27 protein-coding genes are annotated in these 21,021 nt (G+C 48.7%); 24 read left to right on the plus strand and 3 right to left on the minus strand.

Annotated elements, in window-relative coordinates; all coding sequences use genetic code 11:
• The first annotated feature begins 45 nt into the window (after nucleotides 1–45).
• The 16 genes from secY to CHK_RS14225 all read left to right on the plus strand — a co-directional run bounded on the left by secY (nucleotide 46) and on the right by CHK_RS14225 (nucleotide 10,320).
• On the plus strand, nucleotides 46–1,026 hold the full coding sequence (gene secY, locus CHK_RS14150) for a preprotein translocase subunit SecY (RefSeq protein WP_160295691.1): 981 nt from the start codon (nucleotides 46–48) through the stop codon (nucleotides 1,024–1,026).
• Nucleotides 1,027–1,242: 216 nt separating this feature from the next.
• Entirely contained in the window at nucleotides 1,243–1,866 is a 624-nt protein-coding gene (locus tag CHK_RS14155; protein ID WP_046444726.1) for an adenylate kinase, read from the plus strand.
• A complete protein-coding gene (map, locus tag CHK_RS14160) occupies nucleotides 1,863–2,612 on the plus strand; it encodes a type I methionyl aminopeptidase (RefSeq protein WP_046444727.1) in 750 nt (249 codons plus the stop codon). Before CHK_RS14155 ends, map begins: the two co-directional genes overlap by 4 nt.
• Before the next feature lie 22 nt (nucleotides 2,613–2,634).
• Entirely contained in the window at nucleotides 2,635–2,925 is a 291-nt protein-coding gene (locus CHK_RS14165) for a KOW domain-containing RNA-binding protein (RefSeq protein WP_046444728.1), read from the plus strand.
• A 2-nt stretch (nucleotides 2,926–2,927) separates the two neighbouring features.
• Entirely contained in the window at nucleotides 2,928–3,149 is a 222-nt protein-coding gene (gene infA, locus CHK_RS14170; RefSeq protein WP_046444729.1) for a translation initiation factor IF-1, read from the plus strand.
• A gap of 53 nt (nucleotides 3,150–3,202) precedes the next feature.
• A complete protein-coding gene (gene rpmJ, locus CHK_RS14175) occupies nucleotides 3,203–3,316 on the plus strand; it encodes a 50S ribosomal protein L36 (protein ID WP_046444730.1) in 114 nt (37 codons plus the stop codon).
• 180 nt (nucleotides 3,317–3,496) lie between these two features.
• Nucleotides 3,497–3,865 (plus strand): 30S ribosomal protein S13, encoded by a 369-nt coding sequence (rpsM, locus tag CHK_RS14180; protein ID WP_046444731.1) that lies wholly within the window; start codon nucleotides 3,497–3,499, stop codon nucleotides 3,863–3,865.
• A gap of 14 nt (nucleotides 3,866–3,879) precedes the next feature.
• Nucleotides 3,880–4,275, plus strand: coding sequence for a 30S ribosomal protein S11 (gene rpsK / locus CHK_RS14185; RefSeq protein WP_046444732.1), 396 nt, complete (start codon nucleotides 3,880–3,882; stop codon nucleotides 4,273–4,275).
• Nucleotides 4,276–4,289: 14 nt separating this feature from the next.
• Nucleotides 4,290–4,916 carry a 30S ribosomal protein S4 gene (rpsD, locus tag CHK_RS14190; protein ID WP_046444733.1) on the plus strand — a complete coding sequence of 209 codons (627 nt, stop codon included), beginning with the start codon at nucleotides 4,290–4,292 and terminating at the stop codon, nucleotides 4,914–4,916.
• 112 nt (nucleotides 4,917–5,028) lie between these two features.
• Nucleotides 5,029–5,973: a DNA-directed RNA polymerase subunit alpha gene (locus tag CHK_RS14195; RefSeq protein ID WP_046444734.1), complete on the plus strand. Its 945-nt coding sequence runs from the start codon at nucleotides 5,029–5,031 to the stop codon at nucleotides 5,971–5,973.
• Between the two features lie 37 nt (nucleotides 5,974–6,010).
• On the plus strand, nucleotides 6,011–6,499 hold the full coding sequence (gene rplQ / locus CHK_RS14200; RefSeq protein ID WP_046444735.1) for a 50S ribosomal protein L17: 489 nt from the start codon (nucleotides 6,011–6,013) through the stop codon (nucleotides 6,497–6,499).
• Nucleotides 6,500–6,594: 95 nt separating this feature from the next.
• A complete protein-coding gene (locus CHK_RS14205) occupies nucleotides 6,595–7,434 on the plus strand; it encodes an energy-coupling factor transporter ATPase (protein WP_046444736.1) in 840 nt (279 codons plus the stop codon).
• Nucleotides 7,422–8,282, plus strand: coding sequence for an energy-coupling factor transporter ATPase (locus tag CHK_RS14210; protein WP_046444737.1), 861 nt, complete (start codon nucleotides 7,422–7,424; stop codon nucleotides 8,280–8,282). The genes CHK_RS14205 and CHK_RS14210 overlap by 13 nt, the downstream gene beginning before the upstream one ends.
• On the plus strand, nucleotides 8,276–9,070 hold the full coding sequence (locus CHK_RS14215) for an energy-coupling factor transporter transmembrane component T family protein (RefSeq protein ID WP_046444738.1): 795 nt from the start codon (nucleotides 8,276–8,278) through the stop codon (nucleotides 9,068–9,070). The genes CHK_RS14210 and CHK_RS14215 overlap by 7 nt, the downstream gene beginning before the upstream one ends.
• An 11-nt stretch (nucleotides 9,071–9,081) precedes the next feature.
• Nucleotides 9,082–9,813, plus strand: coding sequence for a tRNA pseudouridine(38-40) synthase TruA (gene truA, locus CHK_RS14220; protein ID WP_046444739.1), 732 nt, complete (start codon nucleotides 9,082–9,084; stop codon nucleotides 9,811–9,813).
• Nucleotides 9,814–9,834: 21 nt separating this feature from the next.
• Nucleotides 9,835–10,320, plus strand: a complete 486-nt coding sequence (locus CHK_RS14225) for a GNAT family N-acetyltransferase (RefSeq protein ID WP_046444740.1) — start codon at nucleotides 9,835–9,837, stop codon at nucleotides 10,318–10,320.
• Nucleotides 10,321–10,334: 14 nt separating this feature from the next.
• Here the strand turns inward: CHK_RS14225 and CHK_RS14230 are convergent, their stop codons facing one another.
• Nucleotides 10,335–10,868, minus strand: coding sequence for a flavodoxin domain-containing protein (locus CHK_RS14230; protein WP_046444741.1), 534 nt, complete (start codon nucleotides 10,866–10,868; stop codon nucleotides 10,335–10,337).
• Nucleotides 10,865–11,323, minus strand: coding sequence for a MarR family winged helix-turn-helix transcriptional regulator (locus tag CHK_RS14235; protein ID WP_046444742.1), 459 nt, complete (start codon nucleotides 11,321–11,323; stop codon nucleotides 10,865–10,867). Before CHK_RS14235 ends, CHK_RS14230 begins: the two co-directional genes overlap by 4 nt.
• A 286-nt stretch (nucleotides 11,324–11,609) precedes the next feature.
• Between CHK_RS14235 and rplM the strand changes: the two genes are divergently transcribed.
• Together rplM and rpsI are read left to right on the plus strand one after the other, a co-directional pair.
• On the plus strand, nucleotides 11,610–12,038 hold the full coding sequence (rplM, locus tag CHK_RS14240; RefSeq protein WP_046444743.1) for a 50S ribosomal protein L13: 429 nt from the start codon (nucleotides 11,610–11,612) through the stop codon (nucleotides 12,036–12,038).
• Between the two features lie 18 nt (nucleotides 12,039–12,056).
• Nucleotides 12,057–12,452 (plus strand): 30S ribosomal protein S9, encoded by a 396-nt coding sequence (gene rpsI, locus CHK_RS14245; protein ID WP_046444744.1) that lies wholly within the window; start codon nucleotides 12,057–12,059, stop codon nucleotides 12,450–12,452.
• A gap of 102 nt (nucleotides 12,453–12,554) precedes the next feature.
• Here rpsI and CHK_RS14250 read toward each other — a convergent pair whose 3' ends face one another.
• Complete coding sequence (locus tag CHK_RS14250) at nucleotides 12,555–13,535, minus strand: Gfo/Idh/MocA family protein (protein ID WP_052740623.1); 981 nt, start codon at nucleotides 13,533–13,535, stop codon at nucleotides 12,555–12,557.
• A gap of 205 nt (nucleotides 13,536–13,740) precedes the next feature.
• Between CHK_RS14250 and CHK_RS14255 the strand changes: the two genes are divergently transcribed.
• The 6 genes from CHK_RS14255 to alsB all read left to right on the plus strand — a co-directional run bounded on the left by CHK_RS14255 (nucleotide 13,741) and on the right by alsB (nucleotide 20,988).
• A complete protein-coding gene (locus CHK_RS14255) occupies nucleotides 13,741–14,694 on the plus strand; it encodes an ROK family protein (protein WP_046444745.1) in 954 nt (317 codons plus the stop codon).
• A 33-nt stretch (nucleotides 14,695–14,727) separates the two neighbouring features.
• Complete coding sequence (locus CHK_RS14260) at nucleotides 14,728–17,133, plus strand: glycyl radical protein (RefSeq protein ID WP_046444746.1); 2,406 nt, start codon at nucleotides 14,728–14,730, stop codon at nucleotides 17,131–17,133.
• Nucleotides 17,134–18,081 (plus strand): glycyl-radical enzyme activating protein, encoded by a 948-nt coding sequence (locus CHK_RS14265; RefSeq protein WP_046444747.1) that lies wholly within the window; start codon nucleotides 17,134–17,136, stop codon nucleotides 18,079–18,081. It abuts the gene before it with no gap.
• Between the two features lie 9 nt (nucleotides 18,082–18,090).
• Nucleotides 18,091–19,143, plus strand: a complete 1,053-nt coding sequence (locus CHK_RS14270) for a LacI family DNA-binding transcriptional regulator (RefSeq protein WP_052740624.1) — start codon at nucleotides 18,091–18,093, stop codon at nucleotides 19,141–19,143.
• 287 nt (nucleotides 19,144–19,430) lie between these two features.
• On the plus strand, nucleotides 19,431–19,874 hold the full coding sequence (gene rpiB / locus CHK_RS14275) for a ribose 5-phosphate isomerase B (protein ID WP_046444748.1): 444 nt from the start codon (nucleotides 19,431–19,433) through the stop codon (nucleotides 19,872–19,874).
• 49 nt (nucleotides 19,875–19,923) lie between these two features.
• Entirely contained in the window at nucleotides 19,924–20,988 is a 1,065-nt protein-coding gene (gene alsB / locus CHK_RS14280; RefSeq protein WP_131924785.1) for a D-allose transporter substrate-binding protein, read from the plus strand.
• The last annotated feature ends 33 nt before the right edge of the window (nucleotides 20,989–21,021 follow it).

Here is a 21,021-nt window from a genome sequence, read left to right on the forward strand (position 1 = left end):
TGATTGTCACATACGTAAACCAAGTTGCATTCGCTTCAACTGCTTGTGTGCCAAGGCCAAGGAGAATACCACTCGCCTGAACAAGACCWWGCWGCAATTACAAGATACCTCGGCGTTATCCTTGGTCTTGTTCAGGCGATTGGTATTCTCCTTGGCCTTGGCACACAAGCAGTTGAAGCGAATGCAACTTGGTTTACGTATGTGACAATCATCGCCTGCCTCACAGCGGGTACGGCGCTCATCATGTGGATCGGCGAGCGGATCACAGAGCATGGTATTGGAAACGGTATCTCCCTGCTGATCTTTATCAGCATTATCTCCCGCGTACCGAATATGCTGCAAAATATTGGCGGCGCAGTGGTATCCGGGGAGACGAGCTTCTGGTCGGTGGTGATCGTTGCGGGCCTTGCGTTTGTCATTATCCTTGGTATCACGTTTGTGGACCTTGGGGAACGCAGGATTCCGGTGCAGTACGCAAAGCGTGTTGTCGGCAGGAAGATGTACGGCGGACAGTCCACCCACATCCCGATGAAGGTCAACCAAAGCGGCGTTATGCCTTTGATTTTCGCGGTAACGATCCTGATGCTTCCGGGCATGATCGGTCAGTTCTGGCCGGAAAGCGGATTCTATCAGTGGTATCAGCTGTACGCAGGACCGGGAACGATCGTTTATGGTGTGATTTACGCACTGCTGATTCTGTTCTTCTCGTATTTCTATTCACAGATTGCGTTCAATCCTGTGGATGTGAGTAAGAACCTGCAGCAAAACGGCGGATTTATTCCGGGTATCAGGCCGGGCAAGCCCACGTCTGATTACCTGGCAAAGATACTTTCCAGAATTACTCTGTTTGGCGCAATTTTCCTTGCGGTTGTTGCGGCGGTTCCGTCACTGTTTACATTTACGACGGGCGTTACCAGTATCTTCGGTGCAACCAGTTTGCTGATCATGGTAAATGTTGCGCTTGAGACAACCAAACAGCTGGAATCGCAGATGATGATGAGGCACTACAAAGGCTTCCTGAACTAGGGAGCAGCGTCCGAACCTTGGGTTCGGCTAATGTTGCCCCGGCAAGGGATGTCCGTGATGCCTGACGCTCTGAATGCGGAGCATTCAGCAAGCGGAAGGTATGCAGAGCGCGCGAGCCGCAGGCGAAGCGGAAGCGGGAACATCCTACTGCCTGCATCTCATTTGCTCTATGCAAATACGACATAATGCTCTCAAAAGAGCAGAGAGGGAATTACCATGAACGTGATTTTCTTGGGCCCTCCCGGATCGGGAAAAGGCACAATGGCTGAAATAGTCGGCAAAGAAATGAAGCTCGCCCACATCTCCACCGGCGATATGCTGCGTGCTGAGATGAAAGCGGGAAGCGAGCTTGGAACGCTGGCAAAGTCCTATATCGATAAAGGCGCTCTGGTGCCGGATCAGGTGATCATTGATATGATGGGCCAGCGTATGAAGCAGGATGATGCAAAGGAAGGCGTGCTGCTGGACGGATTTCCAAGAACGGTCGCTCAGGCGGAAGCGCTTGACCAAATCGCTTCGATTGATGCGGTTGTAAACCTTGAGGTTGACGTTCAGGTAATCGTAAACCGTGTGCTTGCACGAAGGGTATGCCCGGACTGCGGCGCGGTATACAGCACAAAAAGCCACGCATCTGAAAAGTGCGATAAATGCAATGGCACGCTCATAACGCGTGCAGACGATAACGAAGAGACGGTTCGTGAGCGTTTCAGAGTTTATGAGGAGCAGACAGCGCCGCTCATTGATTTTTACGCAAAACGCGGAAAAGTCAGCAACGTAGACGGGACAATGCCCATCGACGAAGAAGCGGCTTATATCTGTGAGATACTGAAAAAAATATGATCAATATCAAATCGCCGCAGGAGATCGCGCTGATGCGCGAGTCCGGGCGGCTGTTATACAACTGTATGCAGGAACTGCTTGCGCAGGTTCGCCCGGGCGTATCGACCGGACAGCTTGACAGGATCGTAGCGCAGTATCTGGAGGATGCGGGAGCAATTCCCTCCTTCAAAGGATACCAGGGCTTCCCGGGGAACATCTGTACCTCGGTCAACGATGGCGTGGTGCACGGCATCCCGTCGGACAAGGAGATTCTGAAGGACGGCGATATCCTCAGTGTCGATATGGGCGCAATACTCTCCGGCTGGCAGTCGGATATGGCGCGCACCGTGGCGGTGGGAGATATTACGCCGACCGAGCAAAAGCTGATCGACGTAACGCGCGAAAGCTTCTTTGCAGGAGCAAAGCAGGCGCGCGAAGGAAACCGCCTCAAAGACATCAGCAGGGCGGTTGAAGAAGTAATTCTTGCAAACGATATGGGAATTGTAAGGGAGCTTGTGGGCCATGGGATCGGGCGTGAAATGCACGAATCGCCGGAAATCCCGAATTATACGTTCCGCGGGCCGAATCCACGGCTTGAGGTGGGCATGGTGCTCGCCATAGAGCCAATGGTGACTTTGGGATCGGACCGGATCAAGTGGACGGATGACGGATGGCTGGTGAAGACCGCGGACGGCAGTATGGCCGCCCACTATGAAAACACCGTAGCGATCACAGAAAACGGGCCTGAAATCCTTACAGCGCCGTAAATAAGAAAAGCGTGGGATATATATGTCAAATAACAACCCCGTGGAAATAGGCAGAGTCGTGCTCAGCAGATCAGGCAGGGACAAAGGACGTGCGTTCCTGATCGTGGGAGTGATAGACAGCCCGTATGTGCTCATTGCCGACGGCGGCCTGAGACGGCTTGCAAAGCCAAAGAAAAAGAAGCTTAAGCACCTGGATTTACAGCCAATGGTTCTTGAAAACATTCAGGAAAAGCTCACACAAGGGAAAAAGGTGTTCGACGCGGAGCTGAGAAGCGCGCTTAAGAACGCAATGGAATCACAGAAGGAGGAGTGAATTTGTCTAAAAGCGACGTAATCGAAGTGGAAGGAACCGTAACAGATACCTATCCAAACGCTTCATTTGAAGTAGAGCTTGAAAACGGACACAAAGTACTGGCGCATATCTCCGGGAAACTGCGTATGCACTATATCCGCATATTGCCCGGCGACAAAGTGACAGTGGAACTCTCACCCTACGACCTCACAAGAGGCAGGATCACATGGCGTGGAAAGGCGTAAGCCAAAAGGCCGTGTGCGTTATATAATTGCAAGAAAAAGAGGAGGCTTTTAAGATGAAAGTAAGACCATCGGTAAAACCCATTTGCGAAAAATGCAAAATCATCAAGAGAAAAGGGAAAGTAATGGTAATCTGCCCGAACGTAAAGCATAAGCAGAAACAGGGCTAAGGAAAATAACGTTTATACGAGCGGCTGATTTGCAACGCGAAAAGTGTGTGCGAATATTACGTATAAGCTTTATATAACACAGATAATGTGGTATAATTAACCAGTTATCATCATTTTTGGAAAAACAAAAAAGTAGCAGCGGCGAACCCGCTTATAATTCACGGAGGTGTTTAAAAAAGTATGGCACGTATTGCTGGCGTAGACTTGCCCAGAGACAAACGCGTAGAGATTGGCCTCACATACATTTATGGGATCGGCCTGAGAACCTCTCAGCGGATTTTATCTGAGACAAATGTAAATCCTGACATCAGAGTGAAAGACCTCGATGAGAACGATCTTTCCAAAATCAGGGAATATATCGACAAAAACATTAAAGTAGAAGGCGACCTGAGAAGAGAAGTATCTCTTAACATCAAGCGCCTGATGGAAATCGGTTGCTATCGCGGCATCCGTCATAGAAAAGGCCTGCCTGTTCGCGGTCAGAGCACGAAGCAGAATGCTCGTACCCGCAAGGGACCGAAGAGAACAGTTGCCGGTAAGAAAAAGTAAGGAGGAATTCGTAAATGGCTGCACCTAAGAAAAAAGTGTCCAGAAGACGCAGAGAAAAGAAGAACATTGAAAAAGGCCAGGCGCATATTCGTTCTTCCTTTAACAATACGATTGTTACAATGACAGATATGCAGGGAAATGCTCTTTCGCAGGCGAGCTCCGGGGCAATGGGCTTCCGTGGTTCCAAAAAGAGCACACCTTTTGCTGCACAGGTTGCTTCCGAAACGGCTGCAAGGGCCGCAATGGAACATGGTCTTAAGTTTGTAGAAGTTTTTGTAAAAGGCCCGGGCAGCGGCAGGGAAGCCGCGATCCGCGCACTGCAGACAGCAGGACTTGAAGTAACGCTGATCAAAGACGTGACGCCCATTCCGCACAACGGATGCCGTCCGCCAAAACGCAGAAGGGTATAAGGAGGTAACGAATTATGGCTAGATATACAGGACCGGTTTGCCGCCTATGCCGCAGGGAAGGAGCAAAGCTCTTCCTGAAGGGAGATAAATGCTACTCCCAGAAGTGCGCTTACACACTGCGCCCCAACGCTCCGGGACAGCATGGAGCAGGAAGACATGGAAAGATGTCTGAATATGGTACGCAGCTTCGTGAAAAACAGAAGGTAAAACGCGCATACGGTATTTTGGAAAGCCAGTTTAGAAAATATTTTGATATTGCTGCAAAAATGAAGGGTAAAGCGGGCGAGAACCTGCTGCAATTACTGGAACGCCGTCTTGATAACGTGTGCTTCCGCCTTGGCATCGGTGACAGCCGTGCACAGGCGCGCCAGCTCGTTATGCACGGTCATATCCTGGTAAATGGGCACAAGGTTGATATTCCGTCCTACTTGGTGGAAGCCGGAGATGTGATTACAGTAGCTCAGAAATCCGCTTCGCAGGAGTACTTCAAAACGCTCAAGGAAGAGGGCGGTAAAGGTCTTCCGAAATGGTTGGAATTTGACGTCGCTACGCTTACCGGCAAGGTAGTTGCCCTGCCTGAAAGAGACGACATCGACCTCACGATCGAGGAGCATCTCATCGTCGAGTTGTATTCCAAATAATGAGATCCCGGTATACACCTTGTGTATCCCAGACTGCTTATTACGCAGTATCAGGTTACCTGCACGCGTTATGGGCGCGTGCGCGTAGCTCATTCTTAAGGGAGGTTACAATATGCTTGAGATAGAAAGACCAAACATAGAATGCGTCAGCATGAGTGAAGACAAGAAGTATGCCAAGTTTGTCATGGAGCCGCTCGAAAGAGGCTTTGGAACGACGCTCGGTAATTCTTTGAGACGTATCCTTATGTCTAGTCTGCCCGGCGTTGCAGTAACAAGCGTAAAGATAGACGGCGTATTGCACGAATTCTCCACCATTGAGGGCGTACATGAAGATGTAACGAATATCGTGCTGAATTTAAAGGGCCTGTGTGCGAAAATGTATACGGACGAGCCCAAGAAGCTGATTATCAATGCAAAAGGCCCCAAGGATGTCACTGCCGCAGATATCGAAACGGATTCCGAAGTGGAAATTATCAATCCAGACCTCCACATCGCGACGATCGATAAGTCGGCAAATCTCTATATGGAGATTATGCTGGAAAAAGGCAGAGGCTATGTCCTTGCGGATAAGAATAAAGACGCGAATACGCCGATCGGCGAGGTTCCGATGGATTCGCTGTTCACTCCTGTAACAAAGGTAAATTTTGCAGTAGAGAATACGCGTGTCGGACAGATCACCGATTTTGACAAATTGACACTTGAAGTCTGGACAAACGGCAGCATCAATGCCGATGAAGCAACTTCTTTGGCTGCGAAAATCATGAGCGAATATTTATCGCAGTTCATCAACCTGACAGATCACGTAAGCGACGTGGAAATCATGGTGGAAAAAGAAGAAGACAAAAAAGAAAAAATACTGGAAATCACGATCGAGGAACTGGATCTTTCGGTACGCTCCTACAACTGCTTGAAGCGTGCGGGGATCAACACAGTGGAAGAGCTTATTATGCGCGACGAAGAGGAAATGATGAAAGTGCGTAACTTGGGCAAAAAATCACTGGAAGAAGTTCAGCAGAAGCTGGAGGCCCTGGGGCTTTCGCTGCGCAAGGAAGACTGATTTTCTGTAACAAAATGTACGGAGGTATAAAAACGCTATGAGAAAATTAGGCAGACCTTCCGACCAGAGAAAAGCGATGCTTCGCGGCCTTGTGACTTCGCTGCTTTGGAACGGCAAGATAGAAACGACAATGATGCGTGCGAAAGAAACGCAGAGAATTGCGGAAAAGCTGATTACAAAAGCAATCAGGCAATATGACAATACGGTAGAGGTAGAAAAGACGATCGACGGCACGAAAACAAAGGTTGTCAACGACTCGCCGGAAAAGCTGGCTGTACGCCGTGCGATTATTTCATATTTGTATAACGTTCCTGAGAAAAAGCAGGAAAAGGAAAGCAAATACGATTACAGGAAACGTACAGGCGACGTAAATATGCCGGTTGTGGAGAAATTGTTCCGCGATATCGCTCCCAAGTACGCACAGCGTGCAAAGGACAAAGGACAGGGCGGCGGTTATTCACGCATCATCAAAAAGGGACCGAGACGCGGAGACGCGGCGGAGGTTGTCATTTTGGAGTTGGTGTAACGCACACCGCAAAGTAAGAATTTGGGAGGGGGAACTTAAAGAGGTGTCTTAAGTTCCTTCTTTTGGTTTCCCGGGAGTACAAAAGGATTGGTAGTATGTCGAACATCATCGATGCGAAAAACTTAAAATATTCCTACCCCGTTATGGAAGGCGAAAAGCCAAAAGATGCGCTCAGGGGCGTTTCGGTCACTGTGGAAAAGGGCCAGTTTGTGGCGGTGCTTGGGCATAACGGAAGCGGGAAATCAACGTTTGCAAAACATATCAATGTGCTTTTGAAGGCGCAGGAAGGCACGCTTTTTGTAGTGGGGCTCGACGCGTCCGATGAGAAAAATGTGTGGGACATCCGCAGGAATGCGGGTATGGTGTTCCAGAATCCGGATAACCAGATTGTTTCCACCATTGTGGAGGAGGACGTCGCATTTGGCCCGGAGAACCTCGGCGTGCCGCAGGAAGAAATTCAGGAACGCGTACAGGAGGCGCTCGGGGCGGTTGGCATGACAGGCTTTGAAAAACGTGCGCCACATATGCTTTCCGGCGGACAGAAGCAGCGGGTTGCGATTGCAGGCGTACTTGCAATGCACCCGGACATCGTTGTGTTTGACGAACCTACGGCGATGCTCGATCCACAGGGACGCAAAGAAGTCATGGATACGATCAAGTATCTCAACAAAGAAGAGGGAAAGACGATCATCCTGATCACACATTATATGGAAGAGGCCTCGGAAGCAGACAAGGTATTTGTAATGACCGACGGCATTATTACTGACGAGGGTATACCGCGCGAGGTGTTTTCACACCAGGAAAAACTCGATGAGGCGGGCCTTATGCCGCCGCTGGCAACACAGGTGTATCAGGATCTGAAAAAGAATGGGATTGACCTTGGCGTATGCCCGGTCACGCTGCATGAATTGGTGGATGAATTATGCCGCTTGTAATCAAAGATTTAAACTATTATTATATGACAGGAACGCCCTTTGAGGTTCATGCGCTGAAGGGTATCAACCTGCGTGTGGAAGATGGGGAGTTTGTGGGGATAATCGGACACACAGGCTGCGGAAAGTCCACGCTTACCCAGCAGATCGCCGGGCTGTTGAAACCGACGAGCGGGACAGTCGAGATCAATGGTGAGGATATCAACGCCTCCGGCTATGACCGCAAAAAGCTGCGCCGGACGGTAGGAGTGGTATTCCAGTATCCGGAATACCAGCTTTTCGAAGAAAACGTCGGCAAAGACGTTGCGTTTGGGCCGACAAAGGTAGGCATGAGCGAGGATGAAGTAAACCAGTCGGTAGACGATGCGTTGCGCCTTGTTGGCTTTGAGCCGGAGCAAATCAAAGAGTCGTCTCCCTTCGATCTCTCCGGGGGACAAAAGCGCAAGGTTGCAATCGCTGGCGTATTGGCCATGAAACCGGGCATACTGATCCTCGATGAGCCGATTGCAGGGCTTGATCCTGTGGGGCGTGAGCAGTTTATGGAGCTGATCAAAAGGCTCAACAACGAGGGAACCACGATTCTGATGATATCGCATAATATGGACGGACTGTGCGATTACGCTTCGCGTATCATCGCTATGGAGCATGGCGAGATTTATGCGGACGGCACGCCAAAGGAGGTCTTCTCAGACCTTGATAGGCTCCGTGAAATAGGGTTGGGGGCAAGCGAGGCGCGTACGGCGGCGTACCTGCTAAAACAGCGCGGATGGAATGCGCCGGATGACATTATCAAAAAAGACGAATTGGTTTCGTATATCATGAACCATTATAAAGAGGGCGGCAAATGCTGAAAAACATTACATTGGGCCAGTACTTTCCGGGCGATACGGTCGTCCACAGACTGGACCCGCGCACAAAAATTTTAATTGCCATTCTATTCCTGGTAGCCGTATTTGTGGTACGTACCTACTATGGATTCCTGGCGCTGGCGATCCTGTTTGGAATCATCATTGCACTTTCCAGGGTTGGCGTCCGAACGATCCTGCGAAGCATCAAACCGCTATTATTTATTATTATATTTACGTTTTTACTCAATATTTTCTTTTACACAGGCGAAACAATTCTTTGGGAATGGGGAATCCTGCATATTTCCGTGCAGGGGATCGAGAAAGCCATCTTTATTGCAATCAGGCTGCTGCTGCTTATTATCGCAACCAGCCTTTTAACGCTTACAACGTCGCCAATGCAGCTGACAGACGGGATGGAGAGCCTGCTGAAGCCACTGAAAAAGATTAAATTCCCAGTCCATGAAATGGCGATGATGATGAGCATCGCCATGCGCTTTATCCCTACGCTCGTAGAGGAAACAGACCGTATTATGAAAGCGCAGACAGCGCGTGGAGCTGAGTTTGACAGCGGTAATCTCCTGAAAAAAGCCAAAAACATGATCCCGCTTCTTGTGCCGCTTTTTGTGGGAGCATTCAAGCGTGCGGATGAGCTTGCGCTTGCCATGGAAAGCCGTTGTTACCGCGGCGATATTGGCAGGACAAAAATGAAAACCCTCAGGCTTGGACGTATCGACCTGTGGTCGCTCGTTATCTGCACGGCGTCGTGCGTATTGATGATGGTTTTTTTATAGGAGAGAAAAGCTTGAGAGTCGTTCTGTACATTGAATATGACGGGACAAATTACTGCGGCTGGCAGATACAAAAGAACGGCGTCAGCATTCAGCAGAAAATAGAGGAGGCGCTGGAAAAAACGCTTGGAACCCAAACAGCCGTCCACGCTTCAGGAAGGACGGACGCGGGCGTACATGCGCTTTGCCAGGTTGCGCATTTCGATGCGGAGACGGATATTCCCGCAGATAAGTTTTCTTATGTGTTAAATGTGCTGTTGCCGGAAGATATCCGCATCAAAAGGTCTTTTGAGGCGGATGGGGATTTTCATGCGCGTTTTTGCGCCAAGGGCAAGCATTACCGTTATATCATCCATAATGTCAGGCAGAAGAGCGCCTTAAGCAGGCTTTATTGCATGAATGTGCCGGTGCCGCTTGAGCTCCGGAGCATGCAGGAGGCTGCAAAATATATCGAAGGCACGCATGATTTTTCGGCCTTCTGCGCGGCGGGTACGGACATCAAGGGAACGGTGCGTACTGTGGAGCGTGTGCAGGTGGAAAAGCATGGCGAGTATATCCATATCGATGTTTATGGAAGCGGATTTTTGTATAATATGGTGCGGATCATTGCAGGGACGCTTATTGCCGTTGGCAAGGGAAAGATGGAACCACAGCAGGTAGGGGCGGCAATCGAGCGAAAGGACAGGACGCTCGCGGGAGCGACAGCGCAGGCACAGGGCCTGTTTTTGGTAGAAGTTTTTTATTGAGCGCTATGTTGGGGGAAGAAAATGGAAGTTACAGTTCGTAAATACAGGCGGCAGGACCTGACAGAAATGACAGAAATATGGAATCGTGTGGTTGAGGCAGCAAACGCATTCCCCCAGATGGAGCCCATGGGCGAAGCGGAAGCGGAGCAGTTTTTTGCCGCACAGTCTTACACCGGTGTGGCGGAGCGTTTTGGAGAGATCGTGGGGCTGTACATCCTCCATCCCAATAACGTCGGACGCTGTGGGCACATCGCCAATGCTTCCTACGCTGTAAAGGATGGCTGCCGCGGCCTGCACATCGGTGAACAGCTGGTCAGGGACTGTCTGCTTCAAGGCAGGGAACTGGGCTTTCGGATCCTGCAGTTTAATGCTGTGGTCGCATCCAATACGGCTGCAATCAGGCTGTATAAAAAGCTTGGCTTCGATGTGATCGGCACAGTAAAAGGCGGCTTTCTGATGAAGGACGGAAGCTATGAGGATATCGTTCTGTTTTATATTGAGCTGTAATATAAAACAGGACCTTATTCAAGGCCCTTTACGTATTCGACCAACGGCTGAATATTGCCGATATCAGTGAAATCATTTTTTTCATAAAAATGCGCAAGCAGCCCGTTTTCCCAATCGGCCTTTTCGGTAGCTTTGCGCTTTTCAAGCATTTTTTTCAGCATATTCATGAGCAATTTATCCCTGGCAGTCATGGAATCATAATCAAGCGCGCCGCGCAGGTAAAAAAGAGGGATGTTTTGCATGGTTGTTGTCAGGTTATGCTTTTTGACTTCGTTTACCACTTCGTCCGACGCGGGAGAAGAACCGACGGCAAACAAAACCAGGTTTTTTCCGGTGAAGCCCGGAAAATGCTTTTTTATCTTTGGGAAACCGGCGATACCGCCTGCGTAAAGGCCGCCGCCATAAATGATTACATCATATTGCAGAAGGCTTTTTAAAGACGCTTCCTTCTGGGTACAAAGCGTTGCACCCAGCTCCCGGGCGATCCATTCCGCATATTTTTTCGTACTGCCGTATTTCGAGCGATATACAACGACGATTTGTTTCATTTGTTTTCTCCTTGCATTTGCAGTAAATTTTCATAAAGTGAAGCCAATCCGTCCTGCAATTTTTTTAGTTCGGTACTCGAAAAGCCTTCAAACAGGGTTTTCAGGAAGATTTCGTTTTTTGCGTGATGTAGCTTTTCATATTCCTGCGCTTTTTCCAGAGGCACGATGCGCAGGACGCGGCGGTCGGACGTATCCTTCCTGATATCGATAAAGCCTTTTTCCTCTAGGCGCAACGCGAGCTGTTTAACATTTTGATGTGAATTACCCATTTGCGCTGCGAGCTGGCCTACAGTCGGCGGCTCTTTGAAGAACGTTGTCAATACAGCAAGAAAAAACCATTGCTTTACTGTCAGCTCATCCAGAAAATCATTCCCGATTGCCTCAAGTTTAGTGGAAAGTAAAAACAGGCTGCCAAAAACTGCATGCCTGCTGTCTATGGTGGAAGGGATTGTCATTGCGGCGGTTTTCCAATCTCCAAGTAGGTAATATATTACCTTTATAAGGTAGTATATTACCTGAATATGTTTTTGTCAACGGCAGGGAAAATAAATGCCTGCATGGGAAGAAATTCATGAAAAAGCTTGACATTATGCGGAATTTTGCGTAAAATATTTCATGCGCCTATATGCACAATTAGCCCTGTGCTGGCGCAAAGCAATGTTTTTTGTTTTGAAAATTGGGACCTTTCAAAAGAGGAAGCAATGCGCCAATTACATTACAATACCATGGGAGGAAAGCCTAATGAACACATATATGGCGAAACCCGGTGAAGTTGAGCAAAAGTGGTATGTTGTCGATGCTGAGGGACAGGTATTCGGCAGACTTGCAAGTAAGGTTGCAGACATTCTCCACGGCAAAAACAAACCGGAATATACCCCGCACGTTGATACAGGCGATTTTGTAATCGTGATCAATGCGGAAAAGCTCGTATTTACGGGCAAAAAACTGGACCAGAAAATTTATTACAAGCACTCAGGATATGTGGGTGGCCTGAAAGAAACAAAATACAGGGACCTGATGCAGGAAAAGCCTGAATTTGCTTTCTATGAAGCGGTAAGAAGAATGCTTCCTAAAAATAAGCTGGGTAGCAAAATGCTTAAGAAGCTGCGCGTATACAGAGGCGCAGAGCACGACCACGCGGCCCAGAAGCCCGAAGCAATAGAGCTATAAAAGGGAGGGAAGTAGTAAATGGCAAAGAAAGAACAGTTCCTGGGAACAGGCAGAAGAAAAAAATCGATTGCCAGAGTCCGCATCATGCCGGGCAAAGGCGAGATCACGATCAACAAAAGAGATATCGAAGAATTTTTTGGATATGAGACTCTGAAGATGCTGGTTCGTTCACCGTTTGTCGTAACAGACACAATGGGCAAATACGACGTATTTGTATCGGTGAAGGGCGGCGGTTATACCGGTCAGGCCGGCGCTGTCCGTCACGGCATTGCAAGGGCGCTGATCAAAGCAGAGCCGGAACTTCGCGGCGCGCTTAAGTCGGCAGGGTTCCTGACGCGCGATCCGAGAATGAAGGAGAGAAAGAAATACGGCCTGAAGGCTGCAAGAAGAGCTCCACAGTTCTCCAAGCGTTAATCAGGCGAACAAACATTATTGTATCAAAAAAACCCGCCGTCCAGTTGGACGGCGGTTTTTTTGTAAGGAAATACGCCGGGATAAGACTACGATATCCATAGCTCAGGCGGAAAAGATGATGCCGGCTTGCCTGCGCATCTGTGCGGTTACTTCAGATACTGCAATGCACAATTCGCGGATATAGGTATATTCATGGTACGTTTCCTCCGGCTTTTCAATATATCGTATCAGGTCGCGGATTTCATTTGCCATAAGCGTAAGTCTTGGAACATCGTCCGCAATCCGCTCTGTCGTCCCATTGTTATAATGAATCGTAATATCCGTAAAATTGGAAACGAGGCCGAAGGTCATGGTGCCCAGAGTTCCCATGATTTCAGAGCCAAGATAGCTTTGGCCGGCTTTGCTGCTTGTAAGCGTTACGAGTTTGTCCGGATAACGGTAGATGCTGCAGAAGCTGATATCCGCGCCGCTGTCCAGGAGCTGCGCCTGGGTAAAAAGTTCATCCGGCCGCCCGAAAAGGCCGAGTGCAGTATAAATGATATAAACTCCCAGATTCATCATGCAACCTGATGCAAATTTTGGGTTGAAAACATTTGGATTTTCTCCTTCCAGATACTTCTGGTATTTTGCTGAATACTGGGAATAATCCAGCCGCGCACTCAGGATGGGGCCTATTTTTTTTAAGGACGTTTTAACAGTATGAAATTGCGGCTGATGTAACATAATGATCGCTTCCAAAAAAATAACGTGATTTTTGTCCGCGATATGATAAAGCTCGCGCGCCTCATCAGGGTAAACAACTGCCGGCTTTTCGCATATGACATGCTTGCCGTTTTCAAGAAAAAGCCTGCATTGTTTATAATGCAGCGAATTCGGGCTCGCGATGTAGACGAGGTCGATGTCGCTCGTTGCAAGCCTTTCAAGGTCGTCATAAGCGACGGCGCAGTTGTTTTTCGCGGCGAATTTGCGCGCGCGTAAAATATCGCGCGAATATACGCCCGCAAGTTCAAAGTTATTCATCGTATTTGCGCTGTCGATGAAGGCCTGTGTGATCCATCCGGTTCCTATGGTTCCATATTTCATATTGATACCTCCTTTTCCACTACAAAAGATTATATAACAAGAGTAAACGTTTAACAATGCTATATAAAAGAAAAAATAAGACATTTTACATGGGATTTTAAAGAATAAATAAATGAATTGACAATCAATGGAGATGATTATATAATGAGAACAAAAGAAACAAGCTCATTTAAAAAACAAAAAAACAAATTTTCAGGTGAAAAGTATGAAATATAGGATTGGAATCGATATTGGCGGCACAAAAATCGCCTACGGAATTTTTGATAACAACAGAGTAATCGTTTACCGTAATCAAACAAAAACAAACGCACTCGCGACGCCAAAGGAATTTGAAGAACAAATTGTCGGGGACGTGATCCATATTTTGGACGGTCAACGGCTTAAAATAAGCGATCTCAGTGGAATCGCAATGGGATTTCCGTCGTATGTAAACTTTGACAAAGGCGAAGTGGTATTTACCAGCAATATGCCAAACTTGCATCATTTTCGGGCAAGGAAAGCGTTTGAAAAGCGTTTCCCGGGAGTCAGGATCGTTGTGGATAACGATACCAATATCGCGGCTATCGCAGAACACAGATACGGTGCGGGACGCGGCTACGACCATATGCTGTATACAGCGGTCAGCACGGGAATCGGCAGCGGTTTTATACTGAATGGAAAGATCTACAGGGGCGCTTATGGGGGCGCGGGCGAATCAGGGCATATGCTGATCACACCGGATGCGGGAGTGATGTGCGGTTGTGAAAACAGGGGTTGCTTTATGAGTAACGCCTCTGGATCGATGATCGTGAAGCACGCAAAGGCCGCGATTTTAAACGGACGGGAATCGGTACTTCCCGGCATGGTGGACGGGGACCTCGATCAGTTGACTGCTGTTCATATCAATGAAGCGTTTGCCATGGGCGACGCGCTGGCAACAGAAATGATAGATCAAATCGGATACTATATGGGAGTGTATACCTACAATTTTTTTATCGGGCTCAACCTGAACTGCTATGTTTACGGAGGAGGCATGATGAATATTGGCCAGCCGCTCATTGAACGGATACACCGTACCTTTGAACGGTATAACCACCAGAAGGACCAGAAAGTATTTTTGAAGATAGCGGAACTGAAACAGGACGTTGGAATTATTGGAGCGGCAGAGCTCCTGTACTGATCGGTTGCTTGATACGATAAATGGAGGTGCAGAATGGAATATTTTGGAAAACCAAACGGAAGAATCACACGGATGCGCGAGGATATCATGGATACACAGCCAACCGTATGCGCAGAGCGAGCGGTGCTTACGACACAGGCTTACCAGGCAAACAAGGAAAAAAGGCCGGTCCTGAAACGTGCGCTTGCGCTCGACCATGTGCTCAGGAATATGACGATCTATATTGAGAAGGAGGGGCTTATTGTCGGGAATCAGGCAAGTGCGAATCGGGCGGCGCCGATCTTCCCGGAATACGCAATGGACTGGGTCGTGGAAGAACTGGACCTATGGGAAAAACGGAACGGGGACCGGTTCACTATTACGGAAGCAAACAAGAAAAAAATACGGGAGATCGCTCCTTTTTGGGAAGGAATTACAGTAAAAGATAAAGGGCTTGCCCTGATGCCCCCGCTCGCAAGGAAATATTATGACATTGGTATTATCAAGGTGGAGGGAAACCTCACTGCGGGGGACGCGCATCTGGCGGTGGATTATGAAAAGCTCCTGCGGTGCGGACTGCAGGGAATCCGGGAAGAGGCGTTTGCCGCGAAGAAAAAAGTGGACATGAGCGATTTTTCCCAAATGAAAAAAGAATATTTTTATGAAGCGGTCATTATCATGATCGATGCGTGCATTGCTTTTGCAAACAGGTATGCGCAGCTTGCCGAAGAAATGGCGGGACAGGAACGGGATACGGTGCGCAAACAGGAATTGCTGGAAATTGCGGAGGTCTGCAGGCGGGTGCCGCAATATCCTGCGCGGACATTCCGCGAAGCAGTACAGTCCCTGTGGTTCGCGCACTTGATCCTGCAGATCGAGTCGAGCGGGCATTCCCTTTCTTTCGGCAGGTTTGACCAGTTCATGTATCCTTATTTTCAACGGGAAATGGAAGAAGGAACGTTGACGGAGGAGGGAGCGCTGGAGCTGCTGGAAAATCTTTGGCTGAAAACTTTTACGATCAATAAGATCAGGAGCGACGCGCATACCAAGTTTTCGGCAGGAAGCCCGCTTTACCAGAATGTGTGTATCGGCGGACAGACGCAGGATGGAAAGGACGCGGTTAACCAGTTATCTTTCCTTGTTTTAAAGAGCGTCGCGCAGCTGCACCTGACGCAGCCCAATTTATCCGTCAGGTATCACAAAGGGATATCCGACAAATTCATGTACGATTGTGTGCAGATGATCAAAATGGGTTTTGGCATGCCCTCTTTCAATAATGATGAAATCATTATCGATTCGTATATCAAACGGGGCGTGGCAAAAGAGGACGCATATAATTACTGCTCGATCGGCTGTATCGAGGTATCCATTCCCGGAAAATTCGGGTACCGGACGTCTGGGATGAACTTTATGAACTTCCCTAAAATATTGATGATCACCCTTAACAATGGCGTGGATGTCACTACGGGGGAAAAGGTGTATGACGGCGGCGGATATTTCCCGGACATGAAAAGCTTTGACGAGGTCTGGGAGGCATGGAGAAAAGCGGTAAAGTATTATACCAGGTATAGCGTGATCCTTGATAACTGTGCAGATCTTGCGCTGGAAGAAGAGGTGCCGGACCTGCTTTGCTCTTCGCTGGTACAGGATTGCATCAAAAGGGGACTGACGCTCAAAGAGGGCGGCGCGGTTTACGATTTCATCGGGCCGTTGCAGGTTGGGATCGCAAATATTGGCGATTCGCTGGCGGCAATCAAAAAACTGGTATTTGAAGAGAAAAAGATAACGCCTCAGGAGCTTTGGATGGCCCTGCTCAGCGATTTTGCCGGGGAAGAAGGAGAACGGATCCGGAAGATGCTCCTTTATGACGCGCCAAAATTTGGAAATGACGACGATTATGTTGACCAGCTGACGGCGGATGCTTATGAGGTATATATTGACGAGATAGCAAAGTATAAAAATACCCGCTATGGAAGGGGGCCGATCGGCGGCGGATACTACGCGGGGACGTCTTCCATTTCCGCCAATGTTCCGCAAGGCAAAATCGTGTGCGCTACGCCGGATGGAAGGAAAGCGGGGGAACCCCTTGCGGAAGGATGCTCTCCTACGCATTCGACGGATGTAAACGGCCCGACGGCGGTGTTTAAATCCATCTCCAAGCTTCCGACGATTAAGCTTACGGGCGGAGTACTGCTGAATCAAAAGTTAAATCCGAAATCCCTGGAAGAGGAGCGCGATATCAAAAAGCTGATCCTGATGCTCCGCACCTTTTTTGATACGCTGAAAGGATTCCATGTACAATATAATGTCGTATCGAAGGATACCCTGCTCGATGCGCAGGAGCATCCGGAGAAACACAGGGACCTTATTGTACGCGTGGCCGGGTACAGCGCGTTTTTCAACGTGCTCTCAAGGGAGACGCAGGATGATATTATTGAAAGAACGGAGCATACGCTTTAGGTGGAACAGGAAAAAAAGGGGCTGGTTTACAATATTCAACGATACAGCATTCATGACGGCCCCGGAATCAGGACTACCGTTTTCCTGAAGGGATGCCCGCTGCGCTGCAAATGGTGCGCAAATCCAGAGTCGCAGGAGCGGGCGGTGGAGCTTGCATACGATGGGACTAAATGTATTTTGTGCGGCAGGTGTATTGCGGCCTGCGGAAGCGGCGCGTTATCAATAGGAACTGAGAAAGTGCGGATCGACCGGCAATTATGCACGCGGTGTATGGACTGCGTGCAGGTATGCCCTGCGCACGCGCTGTTCGTGGAGGGCCGGGAATATACGGTGGAAGAAGTGATGCGGGAAGTCCGCAAGGATAAGCCGTTTTACGACAAATCAGGCGGAGGTGTGACGCTATCGGGCGGGGAACCACTGATGCAGCGGGAGTTTGTAATGGCACTGCTCGGGGAGCTCAAAAAGGAAGGAATCCACGTTGTGGTGGAAACCTCTGGGTATAGCGCGTTTTTCAGGGAAGCGCTGCCGTATATCGACCTGCTGTATTTTGATGTAAAGCATCCCGACACTCAAAAGCATCTCACCATGACAGGGAAGGATAACATCCTGATTTTGGAGAACCTGCAGTATGCGCTCCGGCAGGGGAAGGATGTGGTAGCGCGCATCCCTGTGATCCCCGGGCTTAACGATACAAAAGAGGATTGGGCTGCATATGGAAGGCTTTTCCGGGAGCTTGGCGTCAAAAAGGCGCACTTGCTGCCTTTCCACCAGTTCGGTTTGGGAAAATACCGGGATATGGGCAGGGAATATGCGTATGAAGGGTATCCTTCCATGGATAAAAACGAGCTTTGGGAGATGAAAAAATTTTTTGACGACATGGGCCTCAGTACGCAGCTGGGGGGGGTGAAAACGCCTTGTGTCGTTGACAAAGGAAGTAAAAAAAATTAAAATGTCATTATGGCTGAAAATTCAGAAAGCGGGAAAAAAATGGGCGAGAATGGCGAGAAAATCTCCATAAAAAAACTGTCCGAAATCACAGGTTATTCTGTTGCGACCGTTTCACGCGTCATCAACAATGTGGGACGATACTCCAAGGAAACCGAAAATAAGATCAAGCGGGCGATCCGGCAGTATAATTATGTGCCGAATATGATTGCCAAGGGGCTGCGTACAAACCAGATACCGACGATCGGTATTATCGTGCCGGATATTACCAACGAGTTTTTTTCGCGTATTACGCTGGCGGCGCAGACAGCATTGTTTAAGCAGTCTTATTCCGCTTTTATCTGTAATACAAATGAAAAAAAGGCGTTGGAGGAGCGGCATTTGGAACTGATGCGTGCAAACCACATCAGCGGGGTCATTTTTGTCTGCTCTGAGCACGTGTACGAAGGTGATTTATACAGGCAGATTCCGAGGGTTTATGTGGACAGGATGCCGGCGGCGCTCGAGGAAGACACAAGCGACCAGTTTTACCTGATACAGTCGGATAACTATGAAGGCGGCAGGATGGCAATCAGGGAGCTTGTGAACAGCGGATGTAAACGGATCATCTCTATTTTCGAGAAGCGGGAAATTTCGCCTAAAAAAGAGCGCCTGCGCGGGGTAAAAGACGAGCTTTCCGCTCATGGAATGCAGAGCGATGAAAACATTTACTATGCTCAAAACCTTACGTTCAAGGATTCTTACGATATCGTTAACCAGATACTCGACGAGGGGAAAAGCTTTGACGGGATTTTTTGTTATACTGATATCAGTGCGCTTGGTGCGATACGGGCGCTTTCCAACAGGGGGATCAGCGCGCCGCGCGGCGTAAGGGTAGTCGGATTTGACGATGTAACGGCCGCCGGGCATAATACCCCTTCCATTACCACGATCCACCAGCCTATGGAAGAAATGGGCGAAATGGCGGCAAATGTGATGCTGCGCCTTTTGCAGGCAGACGATAAGGTGGAGAAACGTTACAGGCTTCCCGTAAAGCTTGTTCGCAGGGAAACTACGAAATGTTAAAATAAAATTGTTGACAAGCAAAATGAAAAGTAGTATATTTATAGCATCGATGAGTAATCGTTTACCTAATAAATTTAAAGTTTAATCATTTCAATCATCAATAAGCAATACCAAAAGTAAACAGGCCAGTTTCAAAATGTAAAAAGCAGTTGAATTTTACAGAAAAAAAACAGAAACCAATAAATTTAAAAAAAAATAATGTGACAGTTCAAAAATAGTAAAACAATTTTTAAAAATGAGTAATCGTTTACCTAACGCATCGATATATAGTTAGGAGGGAGAAAGTTTTGATGATAGGAATTGGAAGCGACCATACGGCCTTGGAATTAAAAGGAATCATAAAGGAACATTTGGAAAAGTGTGGATTTTTGGTGAAGGATTATGGGACGCATACCCCCGAACGTACTGATTATCCAATCTACGCAGAAAAGGTTGCCCTGGCAGTAAAAAACGGGGAATGTGAACGTGGGATCTTGATCTGCGGTTCCGGCGTCGGGATGGGAATCGCGGCAAACAAAATAAGAGGAATACGTTGCGTTATATGCAGCGAAGCATATTCCGCGAGGATGAGCAGGAAGCACAATGATACCAATATGCTGGCGTTGGGCGCGCGCGTGGTAGGGCCTGACGCGGCAAAAATGATTGTGGATGAATGGCTCGGTACGGAATATGAAGGAGGTCGGCACCAGCGGCGGGTGGATATGATCTGTTCGTTGGAGCAGGAAATATGAATTTGGTTTTCCCAAGGGAAAAAATATATTAGTTATTAGGAGGAAACAAATGAAAAAAGTAAAAACGATGGTTGCATTGACGGTGGTGATCATACTGTGCGCTACGATGCTTATGGCTTGTGGGCAGCCGGCGCAGCAGGAGACAAACACGGAACCAACGCAGACGATTGAAGCATCAGCTGGCGCAAGTGAATCTGCGGCGCAGAGCACAGGAACGGCGGACGGCAACGCAGAGGACGTCAGTCTCTATTTTATACTGAAAACCTTTTCGAATCCCTTCCATGTAGCGATTGCGGATGCGATTAAGGCGGAAGCGGAAGCGCAGGGTGTAACCGTTTTTGTTGACGCGATGAATTCTGAGGATGAAGCCACGCCGCAGCTTGATAAGCTGATGACGGCTGTTAACAGCGATTACGACGGCGTAGGCGTAGGACCGATTTCCGCGACGAACCTGGTGGAAGGGATTGCGGCAGCATCGGAAAAGGGAATCCCGGTTGTAGACCTTGACGAGCCGATCGACGAAGCAGGCCTTGAAGCGTCTGGCGGTTATCTGGCGGCTTTTATTACAACGGATAATAAGGATGTAGGGAAGAAAGGCGCACAATACATCATTGACCAAATCGGCGCGGACGGTGGAAAGGTTGCGATTATTGAAGGAAAAGCAGGTTCGGCAGCTGGTGAAGACCGCAAAGCGGGAGCGACGGAGGCATTTGAATCGGCGGAAGGAATCGAGCTTGTGGACAGCCAGCCGGCGGATTGGGACAGGAACAGGGCGCTTGACGTCGCGACCAATATCCTCAGCCAGAATCCGGACCTGAAAGGCTTCTACTGCTGTAACGATACCATGGCGCTTGGCGTACAGGAAGCGGTTGAAAATTCCGGCCTGGAAGGAAAATGTATCGTAGTCGGCACGGACGGCCTGGATGAGGCGTACGATTCGATCAGGGCGGGCAAAATGGCCGCCACGGTAGCGCAGGACCCGGCGATGATCGGAAAGACGGCTTTTGAAAAATTGCTGCAGTCAGTCAGGGACGGAAATGCGGGAACAAAAGGACAGGCTCCGGAACCGACCTATATTGATTCCATTTTATACACGAAAGACAATCTGAAATAAAGTAACCGGAGAATGATGCGCCCCCTTTTACAG

Origin of the sequence: Christensenella hongkongensis (assembly GCF_000981035.1) — a bacterium.
Lineage (GTDB): Bacteria > Bacillota > Clostridia > Christensenellales > Christensenellaceae > Christensenella > Christensenella hongkongensis.